The organism is Colwellia sp. E150_009 (genome assembly GCF_053543955.1).
In genome coordinates, this window is sequence record NZ_JBHFOM010000027.1 from 37,858 (window position 1) to 57,080 (window position 19,223).

14 protein-coding genes are annotated in these 19,223 nt (G+C 37.1%); 12 read left to right on the forward strand and 2 right to left on the reverse strand.

Annotated features, from left to right (window positions below):
• Positions 1 to 47 precede the first annotated feature (47 nt).
• Together cydD and ACE1OF_RS12665 are read left to right on the forward strand one after the other, a co-directional pair.
• Complete coding sequence (gene cydD / locus ACE1OF_RS12660) at positions 48 to 1,856, forward strand: thiol reductant ABC exporter subunit CydD (RefSeq protein WP_448894939.1); 1,809 nt, start codon at positions 48 to 50, stop codon at positions 1,854 to 1,856.
• Positions 1,857 to 3,662: an amino acid ABC transporter ATP-binding/permease protein gene (locus ACE1OF_RS12665; protein ID WP_448894940.1), complete on the forward strand. Its 1,806-nt coding sequence runs from the start codon at positions 1,857 to 1,859 to the stop codon at positions 3,660 to 3,662.
• A 53-nt stretch (positions 3,663 to 3,715) separates the two neighbouring features.
• Here ACE1OF_RS12665 and ubiG read toward each other — a convergent pair whose 3' ends face one another.
• Positions 3,716 to 4,435 (reverse strand): bifunctional 2-polyprenyl-6-hydroxyphenol methylase/3-demethylubiquinol 3-O-methyltransferase UbiG, encoded by a 720-nt coding sequence (gene ubiG / locus ACE1OF_RS12670; RefSeq protein WP_448894954.1) that lies wholly within the window; start codon positions 4,433 to 4,435, stop codon positions 3,716 to 3,718.
• A 315-nt stretch (positions 4,436 to 4,750) separates the two neighbouring features.
• On the opposite strand from ubiG, the gene gyrA reads away from it, so the two are divergent.
• The 9 genes from gyrA (at position 4,751) to pyrF (ending at position 15,782) form a co-directional block, all read left to right on the forward strand.
• Positions 4,751 to 7,489 carry a DNA topoisomerase (ATP-hydrolyzing) subunit A gene (gyrA, locus tag ACE1OF_RS12675; protein ID WP_448894941.1) on the forward strand — a complete coding sequence of 913 codons (2,739 nt, stop codon included), beginning with the start codon at positions 4,751 to 4,753 and terminating at the stop codon, positions 7,487 to 7,489.
• A gap of 117 nt (positions 7,490 to 7,606) precedes the next feature.
• Positions 7,607 to 8,695 (forward strand): 3-phosphoserine/phosphohydroxythreonine transaminase, encoded by a 1,089-nt coding sequence (serC, locus tag ACE1OF_RS12680; RefSeq protein ID WP_448894942.1) that lies wholly within the window; start codon positions 7,607 to 7,609, stop codon positions 8,693 to 8,695.
• Between the two features lies 1 nt (position 8,696).
• Positions 8,697 to 9,977 carry a 3-phosphoshikimate 1-carboxyvinyltransferase gene (gene aroA / locus ACE1OF_RS12685; RefSeq protein WP_448894943.1) on the forward strand — a complete coding sequence of 427 codons (1,281 nt, stop codon included), beginning with the start codon at positions 8,697 to 8,699 and terminating at the stop codon, positions 9,975 to 9,977.
• Positions 9,978 to 10,081: 104 nt separating this feature from the next.
• Positions 10,082 to 10,762 carry a (d)CMP kinase gene (gene cmk / locus ACE1OF_RS12690; RefSeq protein WP_448894944.1) on the forward strand — a complete coding sequence of 227 codons (681 nt, stop codon included), beginning with the start codon at positions 10,082 to 10,084 and terminating at the stop codon, positions 10,760 to 10,762.
• 145 nt (positions 10,763 to 10,907) lie between these two features.
• The gene (gene rpsA, locus ACE1OF_RS12695; protein WP_448894945.1) at positions 10,908 to 12,569 is read left to right on the forward strand and encodes a 30S ribosomal protein S1; all 1,662 of its coding nucleotides are present in this window, start codon (positions 10,908 to 10,910) and stop codon (positions 12,567 to 12,569) included.
• A gap of 144 nt (positions 12,570 to 12,713) precedes the next feature.
• Positions 12,714 to 13,001, forward strand: a complete 288-nt coding sequence (gene ihfB, locus ACE1OF_RS12700) for an integration host factor subunit beta (protein WP_448894946.1) — start codon at positions 12,714 to 12,716, stop codon at positions 12,999 to 13,001.
• Positions 13,002 to 13,461: 460 nt separating this feature from the next.
• On the forward strand, positions 13,462 to 13,707 hold the full coding sequence (locus ACE1OF_RS12705; protein WP_448894947.1) for a lipopolysaccharide assembly protein LapA domain-containing protein: 246 nt from the start codon (positions 13,462 to 13,464) through the stop codon (positions 13,705 to 13,707).
• 14 nt (positions 13,708 to 13,721) lie between these two features.
• Complete coding sequence (gene lapB / locus ACE1OF_RS12710) at positions 13,722 to 14,891, forward strand: lipopolysaccharide assembly protein LapB (protein WP_448894948.1); 1,170 nt, start codon at positions 13,722 to 13,724, stop codon at positions 14,889 to 14,891.
• A 195-nt stretch (positions 14,892 to 15,086) separates the two neighbouring features.
• On the forward strand, positions 15,087 to 15,782 hold the full coding sequence (pyrF, locus tag ACE1OF_RS12715; protein WP_448894949.1) for an orotidine-5'-phosphate decarboxylase: 696 nt from the start codon (positions 15,087 to 15,089) through the stop codon (positions 15,780 to 15,782).
• Between the two features lie 144 nt (positions 15,783 to 15,926).
• Here the strand turns inward: pyrF and gap are convergent, their stop codons facing one another.
• Complete coding sequence (gap, locus tag ACE1OF_RS12720; RefSeq protein ID WP_448894950.1) at positions 15,927 to 16,931, reverse strand: type I glyceraldehyde-3-phosphate dehydrogenase; 1,005 nt, start codon at positions 16,929 to 16,931, stop codon at positions 15,927 to 15,929.
• A gap of 369 nt (positions 16,932 to 17,300) precedes the next feature.
• On the opposite strand from gap, the gene gndA reads away from it, so the two are divergent.
• Positions 17,301 to 18,830 carry an NADP-dependent phosphogluconate dehydrogenase gene (gene gndA, locus ACE1OF_RS12725; protein ID WP_448894951.1) on the forward strand — a complete coding sequence of 510 codons (1,530 nt, stop codon included), beginning with the start codon at positions 17,301 to 17,303 and terminating at the stop codon, positions 18,828 to 18,830.
• Positions 18,831 to 19,223 lie beyond the last annotated feature (393 nt).

Consider the following 19,223-nt stretch of genomic DNA (forward strand, 5'->3'; position numbering starts at 1 on the left):
TTATGCTTAATAGATAAGCCATAAAGCACATTGAAAAGTAGATTAAGATGAGAAAGAAGCATGATCAGCAACAAAAACACGTTAATCATTGGCTTAAATCTCAAAAAAAATATGCTCATGGCAAATTAAGTCGTGCTATTGCTTTCGGGGCTGTGAATGGTCTTTTAATGGTAGTGCAAACAGCAATGTTTGCCTACCTAATAAACTTGGTGATATTTCCACAAGATAAGTTAGCGATAACGGATGATTTAAATACATCTAAATTGCTTGATAATGATACTTTTACGCAGGAATTATTCTCCAATAGTTACTTCTCAGACATTACGCTAGCAATTATTGCTATTAGTTTTATCATCTTTTGTCGTGCTCTATTAGGTTATCTTAGTGAATGTTATAGCCGCCGTGGGGCTATGGATATTAAAGCCAATATTCGTTCGCGAATACTAAATAGGTTATTACAACTGGGCCCTTCATACACTCAAGCGAAAGGTGGGGCTAAAATAGGGCAGTTATTATATCAGGGGATTGATTCATTAGAAGATTATTTTGCTGGGTATCTTCCTGTTATTGCTTATTGCACTGTTATCCCTCTCGCTATACTTATTGCTGTGTTTCCCATTGATTGGCAATCTGGATTAATCTTATTATTTACTGCGCCAATGGTACCCTTTTTTATGATCCTAATAGGACATAAAGCACAACGCTTAAATCAAACGCATTGGGCGAAACTACAGCGCATGAGTAGTCATTTTTTCGATATTATTCAAGGTATAACACAACTTAAAATATTTAATGCATCACGAAGGGAAATCGCTGCGGTAAAAAAAATTAGTGATGATTATGGTGATGAAACAATGGGGATTTTAAAAGTCGCTTTTCTTTCTTCATTTGTTTTAGAGTTTTTAGCTTCAATTTCAATTGCTTTGGTTGCAGTGGTATTAGGTTTTCGTTTGTATTATGGCGATGTAGACTATGTATTTGCTTTATGGGTATTATTGCTTGCTCCCGAATTTTACTTGCCATTTAGGCAACTTGGTACTCAATATCATGCCAAAATGGCTGGTGTTACTGCAGCAGAAGATCTGGTTGAAGTTCTTAGCCAACCGCAAATAAAAAATGCTTCCACACAACTATTTACAGCGCCATTCAATATTGGTTTACAGCAAGTTGATTTTGCTTACCCTGAGCGTAGCAATACATTGTCCCAAATCAATATACAATTTTCTTCTAAAGGCTTGTATGCGCTTATTGGCGAAAGTGGGGCGGGAAAATCAACCTTGGTGGATATGATATTAGGCTTCGTTCAACCAAGTTCAGGTCAAGTCCTGATAAACAATAATGCGTTAACCGCTAAAAACCGTGATAACTGGTTACAATATTGTGGCTGGATATCACAACAAGTAGAAATTTTTCATGGTTCATTAGGGTTTAATATCGCATTGTCAGAAAATTACGATCAACATCAAGTAGTTGAGGCGCTGAAAAACGCGGGGTTAAACGATTTTGTTAATACATTAGAACAAGGTGTTGATAGTGTTATTGGTGAATCGGGAGCAGGGCTTTCAGGTGGCCAAGCACAGCGTTTGGCCTTAGCCCGAGTATTTTATCATAAACCTGATGTATTGATTCTTGATGAGCCAACTAGTCACCTTGATCAAGAAACTGAAAAAATTATTACTGCCTCTATCAAAGCTTATGCAGCCGAACATCTAGTCATTGTTATAGCGCACCGTTTGCATACAGTGATTGATGCTAAAGAAATTATAGTACTTGAGCAAGGTAAAATAATTGAATCAGGTTCACATCAAGCGCTTTTATCGCATAATGGTTATTATGCCCAGCAGGTGAGTATTTAGATGAAAGAATTTTTCCGTTTACTTGGCTTATTTAAACCGCAATTGCCTTTAATGTTGCTGGGTGCATTAGTTTCTGTAATGACTATTTTAGCGAATATCAGTTTATTAGCCCTATCAGGCTGGTTTATTACGCTTATGGCGGTAGCAGGTGTAACAGGTATAACTGTTAATTACTTTACGCCAGCAGCCATTATTAGGTTTTTGGCAATAGTGCGCACAGCAGGTCGTTATACAGAACGTATGCTAACACATAGAGCGACATTTAATGCGTTATCACATTTACGGTATTATTTTTATCAACAGCTTGAACCTTTACTGCCTTACTACCGTGTTGATTTACGTTCAGGTGATTTGTTAGCGCGACTCCAGCAAGATATTGATAATTTAGATAATTTTTATTTGCGAATTTTATTACCTATCGTTGTTGTTTTTATTTCGGTACCAATTATTTGTTATGCCCTAGCTATTTTATCTTCAACTATTGCTTGGGTAATGTTAGTTGCACTATTATTAGTCGCTTTTATTTTACCAATGTTTAGTTATTTGGCTTCAGCAGGGCTAGCTAAAGAAAAAGTTAATTTAGAAAGTGAACTTACGCAAGCCTTGATTGTAGGCGTTAATGCGATTAAAACCTTGTTAGTTTATCAAGTCGCTATTCCTTACCAGCGCTCAATAGCAAAGATGACAAAGCAATATTATGATCTAAGGTATCGTTTAGTAAAAATTAACGCGGCTACCAATGTGTTAATATTTTTACTTATTCATTTTTCAGCATTAGCCTGTTTAATTATTTTATTACCTCAAGTAGCAGCGAATACAATTGATATTAAATATTTAGTGGCAATACTTTTGTTAGTTCTGGTTAGTTTTGAAAGTGTTAGCACCATGCCATTAGCTCTACAGTTATTGCCGCAAAGTTTAGCCAGTGCTGCACGATTGTTTGAAATTATTGATAAAGAAAAACCAACACAAACACTGAGTGAAAAAGGAGGACTTGTTGGTAAGGGATTGCAATGTGTGAAACAGGGGGATATTCACTTTGAAAATTTAACCTTTAGTTACCCAGAACAAGAAACAGCGAGTTTGTTTAATATAAATTTATCGATTAAGGTTGGCGAAAAAATAGCGATTATTGGCGCAAGTGGTGCAGGTAAATCAACTTTAGTCAACTTGTTGATGGGATTTTGGCCTACAGGTGCAGCGTTTGTGAGTAAAAGTACAATATTAAACGATGTTACTAAAGTGAGTAATAAAGGTAGAATTACTATAGCTGATAGTGATTTAAGTTTGATAGATCATGAATCTTTACGACAACATATTGCTTTAATGAGCCAACAAGGTCATCTCTTTGATGCCAGTATTGCAGATAATTTACGTTTAGCTAAAGCAGATGTGACGTTAGATGAAATGTATCATGTGTGCGAATTAGTTAATTTAACGGATTTTATTAATAGCCTATCAGATGGTTTCAACACTTGGTTAGGTTCTACTGGGCTTGGCCTATCAGGTGGCCAAAAACAGAAATTACAAATAGCTCAGCTATTACTTCGTAACGCCAAAGTGCTTATTTTAGATGAGCCAACGAAAGGGTTAGACAGGCGTAACGAAGAACAAATAATGACGAATATCCTCACCCATGTAAAGGCGCAACAACAAACGTTAGTGGTTATTACGCATAAACCTTTGATGTTAGATAAAATGGATAAAATTGTGGTTATGGAACAAGGAAAGGTTATTGCTGAAGGTAGTCATTCATCCTTATATAGCAATAACGACTATTATAAAAAGTTACTAAATTATTTTTAAATACAGCTGTTTATGTTAAGTATTAAGCAGCGCTGTAGAACGCTGTGAGGGCATTATACTTTTTGACAACATAAAATATAGTTAACTTCTAAGCTTGAGGTAAGCTTATGATTTTCAGAAATAGGATTGTAATGAATACCGCTAGCATCAATACAATTTAATCCACTTTCAGCGGCCCACTGAATAAGCTGAGAAGGTTTTATAAACTTTTCATGTTCATGCGTGCCATCAGGTACTAATTTAAATATTTTTTCCGCAGCCAAAATAGCAAGAAGGTAAGACTTTATGGTTTTATTTAACGTGGAAAAAAACACTAAACCACCTGGTTTTACTAAATTTGCACAGGCGTTAACAATTGACGCTGGGTCAGGCACATGCTCTAACATTTCCATGCACGTTACCATGTCAAATTGTTCGTGACATTGTAGTGCTTTTTCTTCGGCTGTTATTTTTTCATAGTTTATGCTTAAGCCTGATTCAAGCGCATGTAACTTAGCAACATTAAGGGGTTCATTGCCCATATCAATACCCGTAACATTTGCGCCAAGTTTAGCGAGAGATTCTGACAATATACCGCCACCACAACCTACATCTATTACGTTTTTAGAAAAAAGTTCACTTTGTTGTTCACTCATGTGCTGACAAATAAATTGTACTCTTAATGGGTTTACTTGATGCAAAGGTTTAAAGTCACCTGATAGATCCCACCATTGACCTGCTATTTGTTCAAATTTTTCAATTTCAGCTTCATTTACATTAGGCTCATCATTAATTTCTGTCGTGGTCATAGTCGTGGATATGTCTGGTTGATTTTTGATTGACATGATTCTAAACGAAAGCAGTAATTAAGCAAAGAGGCAACAATGAATAAAGAAACGAAATAGATCAATTATTCGTGAATTGTGCTGCTTTTAGCACCACTTTTATTATGACACCCCACCTCCTTGTTATTGGGCGAATAAAGCAGTTTGGCATCACTCAAATTTGTGCTAGTATGCTGCGTTGATTTACATCTTTTTTATGAAAAGATAATAATAAAAATCGTGTGATTTTAAAGTTACATTTTAAGTTAAGGGAAACGTCTATTTATGTCAGATCTGGCCAAAGAAATAGTTCCAGTAAATATTGAAGATGAGTTAAAAACCTCCTATCTAGATTATGCTATGAGCGTTATTGTTGGGCGTGCGTTGCCTGATGTGCGTGATGGATTAAAACCTGTTCATCGCCGCGTATTATTCGCAATGGATGTTTTAGGTAATGATTGGAACAAAGCTTATAAAAAATCGGCTCGTGTGGTTGGTGATGTAATAGGTAAATATCACCCGCATGGTGATACTGCTGTATACGACACGATTGTTCGTATGGCACAACCGTTCTCTATGCGTTATATGCTAGTGGATGGTCAAGGTAATTTCGGTTCAGTTGATGGTGATAGCGCGGCGGCAATGCGTTATACCGAAATTAGAATGGCTAAAATTTCACATGCAATTTTGGCTGACTTAGATAAAGAAACGGTTGATTTTGTACCTAACTATGATGGTACAGAATTTATTCCAGCCGTTATGCCAACACGTATTCCTACATTATTAGTGAATGGTGGCTCTGGTATTGCTGTTGGTATGGCTACCAATATTCCACCACATAATTTAACAGAAGTGATTAATGGTTGTTTAGCATTAATAGAAAATAGTGATATTACTTGTGAAGAATTATTAACGCATATTCCAGGCCCAGATTTCCCTACCGCAGCTATTATTAGTGGCCGTGCGGGTATTGAAGAAGCATACCGTACAGGTCGTGGTAAAATAAAAATTCGCGCTCGTGCTGAAATTGAAGTGCATGAAACTTCTGGTAAAGAAACAATCATTGTGCATGAATTGCCTTATCAAGTGAACAAAGCGCGCCTTATTGAAAAAATGGCAGAGCTTGTTAAAGAAAAACGTCTTGAAGGTATTTCAGCTTTACGTGATGAGTCAGATAAAGACGGCATGCGTATGGTTATTGAAATCAAACGTGGTGACGTCGGCGAAGTTGTTTTAAATAACTTATATAAACTCACTCAAATGCAGGTGTCTTTTGGTTTTAATATGGTGGCATTAGGAAATGGCCAACCAAAAATATTTAACCTAAAAGAAATGCTTGAAGAGTTTGTATTACATCGTCGTGAAGTGGTTACACGTCGTACTATTTTTGAATTAAGAAAAGCTCGCGATAGAGCCCATATACTCGAAGGTTTATCAATTGCCCTTGCCAATATTGAACCGATTATTGAGTTGGTGAAAACTTCACCTTCAAGAAAAGAAGCAGAAGAACAATTAGTTGCTCAAGGTTGGGATTTAGGTAATGTTAGCGCTATGTTAGAGCGCGCAGGTACGCATGCAGCTCGTCCTGAGTGGCTTGAACCACAATTTGGTATTCGTGATAACAAATACTATTTAACACCAGTGCAAGCAAAAGCAATTGTTGAGCTACAACTTTATAAATTAAGTGGCCTTGAACACGAAAAAATTCTAAATGAGTACAAAGAGTTATTAGACCTAATTGCTGAATTAATGCATATTTTAGGCAGTCCTGAACGTTTAATGGAAGTAATCTGTGAAGAACTTGTTGCGATACGAGATGAATTTGGTGATGAACGTCGTACTGAAATTACTAATGCTTCTCATGATTTATCGCTAGAAGATCTCATCACAGAAGAAGATGTTGTTGTTACCCTTTCTCATGAAGGTTATGTAAAATATCAAGTATTAAGTGACTATGAAGCACAGCGTCGTGGTGGTAAAGGTAAAGCTGCGACTAAAATGAAAGAAGAAGATTTCATTGAGCGCTTGTTAGTGGCCAATACTCATGACACTATATTATGCTTCTCTGATAGAGGTAAACTGTATTGGCTTAAAGTGTATCAGTTACCATTAGCAAGTAGAACCGCGCGTGGTCGTCCAATTGTCAATATTTTACCATTAGAAGATGATGAACATATTACTGCCATTTTACCTGTACGTGAATACGCCGAAGATAAATATATTATCATGGCGACTGCGTCAGGTACGGTGAAGAAAACAGCATTAACCGCATACAAAAACCAACGAGCTAACGGTATTATTGCGTTAAACCTTCGCGATGACGATACGCTAATAGGTGTTGATATTACCGATGGTAATAACGACATTATGCTGTTCTCTGATGCTGGTAAAGTGGTGCGCTTTAATGAAAAAGTACGTGATAGTGAAACAGGTGAGATAAAACTTGATCCTGAAACAGGCGAACAACGTTGGGCATTAAAACCTATCGGTAGAACGGGTACAGGTGTTCGCGGTATGAAACTAGAAGAGGACCAAAAAGTTGTTTCTTTGATCGTACCTAAAAAAGATGGACCTATATTAACTATCACAGAAAACGGCTTTGGTAAACGTACAGACTTAAATGAATATCCTGCGAAAAGTAGGGCAACCAAAGGGGTTGTTTCAATTAAAGTGAGTGAACGTAACGGCAAAGTTGTTGGTGCAGTACAAGTTGATGAACTTGACGAAATCATGGTGATTACGGATAACGGTACATTAGTACGTACGCGTGTTAATGAAGTGAGCGTTATAGGCCGTAATACTCAAGGTGTACGCTTAATACGTACTGTTGAGGGTGAACATGTTGTTGCATTACAGCGTATTGATGAAATAGAAGAGCCTGCTGTTATAGCGTCAGAAGAAACCCCTGATGGCGTTAGCGAAACCGATGTTTCTGCTGTGGCAGATGATTCATCATCACACAACCCTGAGCAAAGCGCCCAGCAAGTAGATGACGAAAGTACATCGGGCGACGAGAAAGAATAAAGGTCGCACACTACTGAAAGGCGGCTAATAACCGCCTTTTTTTATGTTTAGAAAAAAGGTATATCGAGCTAATTAAACAAGTTTGATAATTTATATTTACCCATTTGAGAAGAAATCATGTCAGAAGTTTTTAATTTTTGTGCGGGCCCCGCAATGTTACCTACACCTGTAATGGCAAAAGCGCAAAAAGAATTTATCAATTGGAGCGATACGGGTTGCTCTGTTATGGAACTGAGTCATCGTAGCGCTATTTATATTGAAATGGCAGCACAGGCCGAAGCCGATTTACGCGATCTTATGGCTATTCCTGACAACTACAAAGTCTTATTTTGTCATGGCGGTGGTCGTGGTCAATTTTCAGCGGTGCCATTAAACTTATTGTCTGCTGGAAAGTCGGCTGACTATATTGTTAATGGCTCATGGTCGAAAGCTGCGGCAGCAGAAGCGAAAAACTTTGGCGATGTTAACGTGATCAATATTCGCGAAGAACACAATGATGGCGAAGTTAGCCTAACGCCAAGCGAAAAGTGGCCGCTTAATAGCGATGCAGCCTATGTACATTATTGTCCTAATGAAACGGTTGATGGTATTGAAATTAATGAAATACCAGATACTCACGGGGTACCGCTTGTGGCCGATATGTCATCAACTATCTTGTCACACGAAGTGGATGTATCAAAATTTGGTTTAATTTATGCTGGCGCACAAAAAAATATTGGCCCTTCAGGTTTAACTATTGTCATTGTACGTGAAGATTTACTTGGTAATGCTCAAAAAGCAACACCTTGTATAATGAATTATAAAACGACAGCAGATAATGACTCTATGTATAACACACCACCAACGTATGCTTGGTATTTAGCGGGTTTAGTTTTTCAGTGGCTTAAAACGTTAGGTGGTGTCAAAGCTATTGCAAAAATCAATCAAGATAAAGCTGAGTTATTGTATAGCGCAATTGACAGAAGCGATTTTTATCAAAACAATATTGAAGCGCATTATCGCAGTAAAATGAATATTCCTTTTTGGTTAAAAGATGAAAGTTTAAATAAGTTATTTTTAACTCAAGCAGAAGAAAATGGTTTGATGGCGTTAAAAGGCCATAGAAGCGTAGGTGGTATGCGCGCTAGCTTATACAACGCGATGCCCATTGAAGGCGTGCAAGCACTGGTTGATTTTATGCAAAAATTTGAAAAAGGAAACACATAGCATGGAACAGCTAATATTAAATCCAATAAATAAAATTAATGGTGAGGTTTTTTTACCTGGTTCAAAAAGTTTATCTAACCGTGCTTTATTAATTGCCGCGTTGGCTAATGGCGAGACCAAAATAACCAATTTACTTGTCAGTGATGACATTAAGTACATGTTGGATGCCTTAACAACCCTTGGTGTTAACTATACGCTGAGTGATTGTGGCACAGAGTGTACGGTTAATGGCAACAATGGTTTTTTCAACGTTAGCGACCCTGTAGAATTATTTCTTGGCAATGCGGGTACTGCAATGCGCCCGTTGTGCGCAGCACTGGCAGCAAGTAAAGGTGAATTTATTTTAACGGGTGAACCAAGAATGAAAGAAAGGCCTATTGGTCACTTGGTTAATGCATTAATGCAGCTTAATGCAGATATTCAATATTTAGAAAATAAAGATTATCCGCCAGTAAAAATTAAAGGTACCTCCTTATCTGCAAGCACCGTGACTATCGATGGCTCTATTTCTAGTCAGTTTTTAACGGCAATATTGATGATAGCGCCATTATTAAAAACAGATACTAGGATAGACATTGACGGTGAATTAGTTTCTAAGCCCTACATTGATATAACGCTTGATATCATGAAAAGATTTGGCGTAACAGTACAAAATAACAGTTATCAATCTTTCATGGTAAAAGGTAATCAATCTTACCAAGCTGTTACCAAATATATGGTAGAAGGTGATGCTTCTTCAGCTTCGTATTTCTTAGCTGCAGGCGCAATTAAAGGTGGAGAAATAACAGTACACGGTGTTGGCAAGTTAAGCGTTCAAGGCGATAAATATTTTGCTGATGTACTTGAAAAAATGGGCGCTGAAGTAACGTGGAATGATGAATCAATTACTGTTGTAGGAAAACCATTAACGGCGGTTGATATGGATATGAATCATATTCCTGATGCTGCTATGACAATTGCGACAACAGCATTATTTGCAAAAGGCACCACAACTATTCGAAACATTTATAACTGGCGTGTAAAAGAAACCGATAGATTAGCCGCAATGGCGACAGAGCTAAGAAAAGTTGGTGCAGAGGTGGTTGAAGGCGAAGATTACATATCAATTACGCCACCCAAAGCATTAATTCACGCTGAAATTGATACTTACAATGACCATCGCGTTGCTATGTGTTTTTCGCTTGTTGCGCTAAGTGACACACCAGTCACAATTAATGATCCTAAATGTACAGCGAAAACATTCCCTGATTATTTTGATAAATTGTCACAAGTTTCTTGCTAAAATAGGTAAATATAACTAAGAGCAAGGAATAAACTTAATCACATTGGTATTAATCTCTAGATCACGTATAATGCCGCCGATTTTTGACATTAGGAGAGATATGTATGCAGGAAAGTGTTCCAGTAATCACAATAGATGGTCCTAGTGGCGCAGGCAAAGGAACTGTGGCTAGAATTGTTGCTGAACAACTTGGATGGCACTTACTTGATAGTGGCGCTATTTACCGTGTTTTAGCGGTTGCAACACAGCACCACCACGTTAGCCTTGATAATGAAGAGCCACTGATCCCAATGGCGGCTCACCTTGATGTACAATTTGAAATTAGCAGCCAAGGTGAAAGTAAAGTAATTTTAGAAGGTGAGAATGTTACTGATACTATTCGCAGCGAAGAAATTGGTTCATTAGCCTCTAAAGTTGCTGCATTCCCACGCGTTAGAGAAGCCTTATTGCGCCGTCAACGTGCGTTCAGTGTTGCGCCAGGTTTAGTTGCTGATGGCCGAGACATGGGCACAATTGTTTTTTCTAAAGCCCCTGTAAAAGTATTTTTAACTGCAAGCGCTGAAGAGCGGGCTGAACGACGATTTAATCAGTTGAAAGAGAAAGGCTTTGATGTTAAAATCGGGCGCCTTTTGGATGACATACGTCAGCGTGATGAGCGTGATCGCAACAGAGAAGTTGCTCCACTTATTCCAGCAGAGGGTGCGTTAATTATTGATTCTACTAGCCTTTCTATACAAGAAGTGGTTAATAAAGTCCTTTCATTTGCGAATGGAAAATTAACATAAAACCTTATCATTTACTTATATTTAACTTAAGTTTAAGTAACGGTAATTTATTTAAAGCCTACGTCAAGGATGTACCGAGGCTACTTTAACAACCCCATGAAACAATGATGTTGATTGGATTAATAACTGAGTTAATAGACAAGTTATGACTGAAAATTTTGCACAACTTTTTGAAGAAAGTTTAAAAGAAATCGAAACTCGCCCGGGTTCAATTATCCGTGGCACAATCGTAAAAGTAACCAAAGACAACGTAATTGTTGACGCTGGCCTTAAATCTGAGAGCGTGATCTCAATTGACCAATTTAAAAACACTGCTGGTGAAGTAGAAGTTTCTGTTGGTGATGAAGTCGATGTATCACTTAAAGCGACAGATGATGGTTTCGGTGAGACTGTGCTTTCACGTGATGACGCAAAACGTCACGAAGCATGGCAAGTGCTTGAAAAAGCCTACGAAGAAAAAGAAACTATTATCGGTGTTATCAACGGTAAAGTTAAAGGTGGTTTCACGGTTGAAGTTAGCAATATCCGTGCTTTCTTACCGGGTTCATTAGTTGATGTTCGTCCTGTACGTGACACAGCTCACCTTGAAGGTAAAGATTTAGAATTCAAAGTTATTAAGCTTGATCAAAAGCGTAATAACGTCGTTGTTTCACGTCGTGCTGTAATCGAAGCTGAAGGCAGTGCAGAACGTGATGAATTACTAGAGTCATTAGCAGAAGGCCAAGAAGTTAAAGGTATCGTTAAAAACCTTACTGACTACGGTGCATTCGTTGACTTAGGTGGCATTGACGGCCTACTTCACATCACAGATATGGCTTGGAAACGCGTTAAGCACCCAAGTGAAATTGTAAATGTTGGTGATGAAATTCAAGTTAAAGTATTGAAATTTGACCGTGAACGTACTCGTGTATCTCTAGGTATGAAGCAGTTAGGCGAAGATCCATGGGTAGCAATTGCTAACCGTTACCCAGAAGGTTCTAAACTTTCTGGTCGTGTAACTAACTTAACTGACTACGGTTGTTTCGTTGAAATCCAAGAAGGCGTTGAAGGTTTAGTTCACGTTTCTGAAATGGATTGGACTAACAAAAACATCCACCCATCTAAAGTTGTTAACTTAGGTGACACTGTTGAAGTACTAGTATTAGAAATTGACGAAGAACGTCGTCGTATTTCTTTAGGTCTTAAACAATGTATCGCTAACCCTTGGGAAGAGTTTGCTAAAAACTTCAACAAAGGCGACAAAGTATCAGGTAAAATCAAGTCAATTACTGACTTTGGTATCTTCATTGGTCTTGATGGCGGCATAGATGGTTTAGTTCACTTATCTGATATTTCATGGGCTGGCGGTGAAGAAGCTGTTCGTGATTATAAGAAAGGCGATGAAATTGATGCTATCGTACTTCAAGTTGACCCAGAACGTGAGCGTATCTCGTTAGGTGTTAAACAAGCTGAAGACGACCCATTCAATATGTATCTGACAGATAAGAAAAAAGGTGCTATTGTTACAGGTAAGGTAACTGAAGTTGATGCTAAAGGCGCTACAATTGAGTTAGCTGAAAGTGTTGAAGGTTACTTACGTGTTAGCGACATCTCTGTAGAACGTGTTGAAGATGCATCTACAGTATTAAAAGTTGGTGATGACGTTGAAGCTAAGTTTATGGGTGTGGATCGTAAGAACCGTACTATTAGCTTATCTATCAAAGCGAAAGACCAAGCTGACGAACGTGAAGCTATGGATAACTTAAACCAAGTTGAAGAAACAGGTTTAAGTGCAATGGCTGCAGCGTTTAAAAACGCTAAAAATTAATAACTTGTAACAAGAAATTTATTTTATTTCTTTGCACTTTTTCTAGTTTTTATTAAACTAAGAAGAGACTAGGGGAGGAGAATGTATAATTCTCCTCTTATATTAACCTCATTAGCGCGAAGCTAGATGAATACTGGAGGTCTTATGACCAAATCAGAACTCATTGAAAAACTAGGTGATAAATTAAGTCATTTGTCAGCTAGAGATGTAGAACAATCGATTAAAGAAATCTTAGAGTTAATGGCACAATCTTTAGCTAAAGGTGACCGCATTGAAATCAGAGGGTTTGGTAGTTTTTCATTACATTATCGTGCACCTAGAGTTGGTAGAAACCCTAAAACAGGTGAATCAGTTGAGTTGAGTGGCAAATACGTACCTCATTTTAAGCCTGGTAAAGAGTTACGCGAAAGAGTTAATCTTTCAGGAGTTTAATTAAACTTAGCTCACTATATAGCGCTTTAACTAGAATACGCTTTTAAATGTACAGTTTTTTTTTATGTACAAACAGTAGTGTATGTTAGCCCTTATATTGCATATTAAAACGGTCTATAAATTTGATAATAAATCAAATTTATAGACCGTTTTTTATTTATGTATTATTTTAATTGTTTATCTTAAGTGTATCGTGCGTGGTTTTTAACTAAGCATTTATATTTTCTATAGTCATGATCGCTTTCATCTTATGATCATGAACAAAATTTGAGTCTTTAAACACATTTCATGTTAGAAATACGTAATTAGTTTAGACTCATTTCATATTGGACAAGGCTCTGCATTGCAAAAATATTAAAAAAAATAGATAATATATAGCATCTATTTGGTGTGCCGTAATCTATCTGCTATCCATGCTATAGTAACCTTTACCAATAACTTCTAACCGAGATTAATCAACGTGCGTCTTTATTTCACTTTACTCTTAGTTTTACTTTTACTCGCAATCGCTTTTGTTTTTGGTAGTCAAAATGAACAAATTATTTCTTTAAATTATATGATTGCACGAGTAGAACTGTCTATTGCTGCTGCGGTTAGCTTGTTTACCGCGATAGGTTTTCTGCTTGGGCTTCTTGCTACAATTATATGGCGATTAATTCGTAAAGGGAAAAAATCCTTAGCTAGAAAACGATCAACCGAGACTTAAGCCCAAGTGATAAAATGATAGAGTTACTCTTCTTACTACTTCCTGTCGCCATGGCTTATGGTTGGTTTATGGGTAGAAACAGTATTAAACAAAAAGACCAAACCATAAAACAAGACTTGTCTATTAAGTACTCTACTGGTTTGAATTACCTTTTGTCGAACCAAAAAGATAAAGCAATAGATTCACTGCTAGATGCATTAAAAGTTGAAGATGATAGCGTTGAAGCACATTTTGCAATGGCCAATCTTTTTCGTAAACGGGGTGAACTTGACCGTGCATTAAAAGTTCATGAACATTTAGTACGTCATGGCAACCTGCCCACTAAAAACAAACAACAAGCTGTATTCGAGTTAGGTAAAGATTTTTTAAGTGCGGGTTTATATGATCGCGCTGAAACTATGTTTAACAAGTTACTAAAATCGCCAGATTACGGCTTAAAGTCATTAACCTACCTTTTACAAATTTTTCAATCTACCAAAGATTGGCAACAAGGTATTAGCCACCAAAAATTGATTGTAAAATTAAATGATAAACGTTTATTACACACCTTAGCCAATTTTTACTGCGAACAAGCCACCAGTGCTTTTGAACAAGATAAATTTATTGAAGTAATTGAATTACTTGAACAAGCCCTTAAACTTGACCCTAATTCATGTCGAGCTAATTGGTTAATGGCAAAAATATATGAAAATCATAAACAATGTGAATTAGCGTGTAAGTGTTATCAAGACATTTACCAACAAGATAAAGAGTTTTTTCCTGATGTTATTGACCAAATGTATCAATGTTATCTTGATCTTGATGCCAGCGATGAATTCTTTCGTTTTATCAAAAAAGTGTATGATGAAACAGCAAGTTCTAGTGCATTAATTTCATATATGAGTCATGTAGAAAAAAAGCATGGTAATAAAAAAGCAAAAGAATTTATGTTATCGGCACTTAAGCGAAGACCAACAATACGCGGTTTTAAGCATTTAGTTAAAATGGAAATGAAACAAACTGATGATGTTGAAAACAATGCCAGTTTAGATTTAATAAAAGAATTAATTGGTGAGTATTTAAAAATTAAACATAGATACAGCTGTCGACATTGTGGTTTTAATAGTTCAACCCATTATTGGTCTTGTCCATCGTGTCACGAGTGGGAGCAACTTAAACCAGTTCGGGGCCTCGAAGGCGAATAAATAATAGCTTCTTTACTACTTTCATCAATATTTTTGTCAACCGTACTCACTGACTAAAGTCAGCTCCGTGCGCTTTCCTCAATCTTGAAGAAACTAGCTTTGAATCTAACATTTATTAATGTAATTTATATTGTAAAGAGACTGACTCTACTAATAAGTAGTTAGTTATAGAAAGATTTGAAAATAGGAAATCCCATGTTAGATCCAAAAGTAGTGGTCGCTTTAGACTTTGATAAGAAAAATGATGCTTTATCGTTTGTTGATAAAATTTCGCCAAGCGATTGTAAACTAAAAGTAGGCAAGGAAATGTTTACCTACTTTGGGCCTGAGTTTGTAAAAACGTTAACAGGGAAGGGGTTTGATGTTTTTCTTGATTTGAAATTTCATGACATTCCCAACACTGTTGCCAAAGCAGTTACCGCAGCGGCTGATTTAGGTGTGTGGATGGTTAATGTTCATGCCAGTGGTGGCAGTCAAATGATGACTAAAGCCAAACAAGCGCTTGAGATTTATGGTAATGATGCCCCTTTATTAATTGCTGTTACTGTACTTACCAGTATGTCAGAAAGTGATTTACGTGGTTTAGGTATTAATAAAACACCCGCTGAGCAAGTGAGCTTTTTAGCAAAGTTAACTAAAGACAGTGGTTTAGATGGTGTTGTTTGCTCTGCAATGGAAGCTGAGCAGTTAAAATTATCTCTTGGGAAAGAGTTTAAACTCATTACACCAGGTATAAGACCAGCAGGGTCAGCTCAAGATGATCAGCAACGCATCATGACACCAGAGCAAGCTATCCGTGTTGGCGTAGACTATTTGGTGATCGGACGTCCAATTACTAAAGCGGTTGACCCTCAATTGGTGTTAGAGCAGATAAATGCATCGATAAGTTAAAAACACTGAAATAAATTATTTGTTATTATCTTAGTAAATAAACTCAAATAAAAAGGCTAAATGGTAACATCTAGCCTTTTTTGATCTAATAGTTTTTTGATCTAATAATTACAAAAGTAATTTCAAAATGATTATTTTAATTGCTTACTTATTATAGTTATGAATATAACTAACTAAGTCTAATACTTTGTTTGAATAGCCAATTTCATTGTCATACCAAGAAACCACTTTTACAAACGTATCCGTTAAGGCAATACCTGCTTTTGCATCAAATACAGAAGTACATACTTCACCAACAAAATCGTTAGAAACAACGGCATCTTCGGTATAACCTAAAATACCTTTTAATTCGCCTTCAGCCGCAGCGCTCATCGCTTGACAAATAGCGTCATAGCTTGCTGGGTTTTTTAAATTAACGGTTAAATCTACAACAGACACATCTGGCGTTGGTACTCTAAATGCCATACCTGTAAGCTTACCATTTAACGCTGGAATAACTTTGCCAACGGCTTTTGCCGCACCAGTTGATGAAGGAATAATGTTTTGACCTGCGCCACGACCACCACGCCAATCTTTAGCTGATGGGCTATCTACTGTTTTTTGTGTGGCAGTAGTTGCATGAACTGTAGTCATTAAACCGTCTTTAATGCCCCAGTTGTCATTTAATACTTTAGCAATTGGGGCTAAGCAGTTAGTTGTACAAGACGCATTAGACACAACGTCTTGTCCTGCATATTCAGTTAAGTTAACGCCACAAACAAACATAGGCGTATCATCTTTGGAAGGTGCTGAAAGTACAACTTGTTTAGCTCCAGCTTCAATATGCTTACGTGCAGTTTCGTCGGTTAAAAACAAACCAGTTGATTCAACGACGACATCAACGTCAATTTCATTCCATTTTAAATCAGCAGGATTACGTTCAGCAGTAACACGAACTGCTTTACCATTAACAATTAATTTTCCGTCAATAACATCAACCGTTCCATTAAAACGACCATGAGTAGAGTCATACTTAAGCATGTAAGCCATGTAATCAATATCAATTAAATCATTAATACCAACTACTTCAATATCATCTCTTGCTGCCGCTGCTCTAAATACAAAACGACCGATACGGCCAAAACCGTTAATGCCAACTTTAATTTTCATGATAAACCTCTTAGAAACCTAATATGTAGTAAAATTACATCATTTTGAGAATAATTCAAGTTAAAAATAGTTATTTGGACTAATTAGTAAAGATTAATTGGTTTTTTTACGTTATTTTGCTGTTATGACACTAATTTCATATAATTGTTTGTATATTTTGTGCTTTTATTCGCTATTTGCATGATTTAGGTATTGCTGCGTGTTAGAATGCAATAAATTTCGTTGTGTGGTATTTATCTTTCGGTTTGAATAACTTGGCTTTTGATCTGAAAGTTACCAAACATCTAATTTACTCACTTTTTATATTTTTTGCACACTGTGACAAAGGCAAGCTCTCTGTGTAGTGCATTGATTTAGGAAAATAATTTTATGACACAGAATAAAGTTTTGTGTGACATTGGTTTTATCGGCTTAGGCGTAATGGGCAAAAACCTTGTACTTAACTTAGCTGATAATGGCTATAATATTGCTGCTTTTGACTTAAGTAATGACAAAGTTCATGGTGTAATTGAGCAAGACAAAGTTGAAAATACTACGGGCGTAGCACGTGTATACGGTTGTTCATCTTATACTGAGTTATTGTCGCAGTTAAAAGCACCCCACCTTATTGTACTTAGCGTACCTGCTGGCTCTCCTGTTGATCAAGTGTGCGAAAGTTTAATAGGTGCAGGTATTAAACCAGACGATATTGTGATAGACACGGGGAATAGCCTTTGGGTTGATACTGTGGCGAGAGAAAAAAAATATCAAAACAACTTTTTGTTATTTTCTTCGGCGGTTTCTGGTGGCGAAGTAGGGGCAAGATTTGGTCCGTCTTTAATGCCAAGTGGGTCTCCTTATGCGTGGACACGAATTAAACCTATTTGGGAAGCGATTGCAGCGAAAGTTGATGCCAACACTGGCAAACCAATCGAACGCACTAAACCAGGACAAATTGTAAATGATGGTGAGCCATGTGCTGCTTATATAGGGCCAGCAGGAGCAGGTCATTATGTAAAAATGGTGCATAACGGAATTGAATATGCAGATATGCAAATTATCTGTGAAGCCTATCATATTTTAAAAGCAGGCTTAGGGTTAAGTGCGAATGACATTGCTGACATCTTTGAACAATGGAACAATGGATTACTTGACAGTTATTTAATGGAAATTAGTGTTGAAGTGCTTCGTCATAAATCTGTTGATACTGGCACCAGCTTAGTTGACTTAATTTTAGACAAAGCAGGGCAAAAAGGCACTGGGTTGTGGACAGCAATGAGCAGTTTAGAGCTTGGTTGTCCTGCACCCACGATTGCTCAGGCGGTTTATGCGCGTTCTATTTCTTCGTTTAAATCGTTGCGTGATAAGGCTTCTCCTATGTTAAGTGGGCCAGAACAAGTTACAATGTCAATTCAAGACAAACAAGCCTATATACTTGAATTACATGATGCTGTTTATTGCGCTAAAATCTCTGCTTATGCTCAAGGGTTTCAGCTAATGAAGTTAGCTGAAAAAGAACATAGTTGGTCACTTAACTTTGCCAGTATTGCTAAAATTTGGCGAGCAGGCTGCATTATTCGCGCTACGTTTTTACAATCAATCACCCAAGCTTATGAACGTAATGAAAATTTAGAAAATTTATTACTCGATGAATTTTTTGCTGAACAATTAAGCGAACGTCAATTAAATTGGCGCAAAGCTGTTTGTGGTGCAAGCATGTTTGGCATTCCCAATGGTGCACTTTCCTCGGCTTTGTCCTACTATGATTCCATGCGTTGTCAAACATTGCCTGCAAACCTGTTACAAGGGCAGCGTGACTTTTTTGGTGCGCATACTTTTGAACGTATTGACAAACCTGATGGTAAAAAATATCACGTTGAATGGTCTACACCAGAACGTAAAACCATTATCATAGATTAGGGTCTGTTGAGCTTTCATGTTTAAATTTTGTTCGAATTAAATGCTTTTTGATCGCGGCGCTAGGAATACAGCATAGTTTTTCTATGTAAATTCCTTGCAACAAAGAGCAAGAAGCATTTAAACGAATCCGTAGGACAGCGTTTATTAGCCATTTCTACTGCGTTATTGCTTATTAGCGTAACGCTACATGGATGTAGCTTATTAGACAATGCAGGAGCTTATTGTCCTGAACAACTACACAACATAAGCTCTGCCTTGTACAAAAGGCTAATAATACCAAGTTGATTAAGTTCTTTCCCACTCAGCGAGAATTAAAAGGCTTAGAGGCAAGGCATTGATTGAAGAGAATGGTCATTCCCTTGTCAAAATCAATAACGCCGCATATAAGCCTTT

What these genes read in the sequence shown, in the direction of transcription:
- cydD (WP_448894939.1), top strand. Translation starts at nt 48, where the DNA reads ATGAGAAAGAAGCATGATCAGCAACAAAAACACGTTAATCATTGGCTT.
- ACE1OF_RS12665 (WP_448894940.1), top strand. Translation starts at nt 1,857, where the DNA reads ATGAAAGAATTTTTCCGTTTACTTGGCTTATTTAAACCGCAATTGCCT.
- gyrA (WP_448894941.1), top strand. Translation starts at nt 4,751, where the DNA reads ATGTCAGATCTGGCCAAAGAAATAGTTCCAGTAAATATTGAAGATGAG.
- serC (WP_448894942.1), top strand. Translation starts at nt 7,607, where the DNA reads ATGTCAGAAGTTTTTAATTTTTGTGCGGGCCCCGCAATGTTACCTACA.
- aroA (WP_448894943.1), top strand. Translation starts at nt 8,697, where the DNA reads ATGGAACAGCTAATATTAAATCCAATAAATAAAATTAATGGTGAGGTT.
- cmk (WP_448894944.1), top strand. Translation starts at nt 10,082, where the DNA reads ATGCAGGAAAGTGTTCCAGTAATCACAATAGATGGTCCTAGTGGCGCA.
- rpsA (WP_448894945.1), top strand. Translation starts at nt 10,908, where the DNA reads ATGACTGAAAATTTTGCACAACTTTTTGAAGAAAGTTTAAAAGAAATC.
- ihfB (WP_448894946.1), top strand. Translation starts at nt 12,714, where the DNA reads ATGACCAAATCAGAACTCATTGAAAAACTAGGTGATAAATTAAGTCAT.
- lapB (WP_448894948.1), top strand. Translation starts at nt 13,722, where the DNA reads ATGATAGAGTTACTCTTCTTACTACTTCCTGTCGCCATGGCTTATGGT.
- pyrF (WP_448894949.1), top strand. Translation starts at nt 15,087, where the DNA reads ATGTTAGATCCAAAAGTAGTGGTCGCTTTAGACTTTGATAAGAAAAAT.
- gap (WP_448894950.1), bottom strand. Translation starts at nt 16,931, where the DNA reads ATGAAAATTAAAGTTGGCATTAACGGTTTTGGCCGTATCGGTCGTTTT.
- gndA (WP_448894951.1), top strand. Translation starts at nt 17,301, where the DNA reads ATGACACAGAATAAAGTTTTGTGTGACATTGGTTTTATCGGCTTAGGC.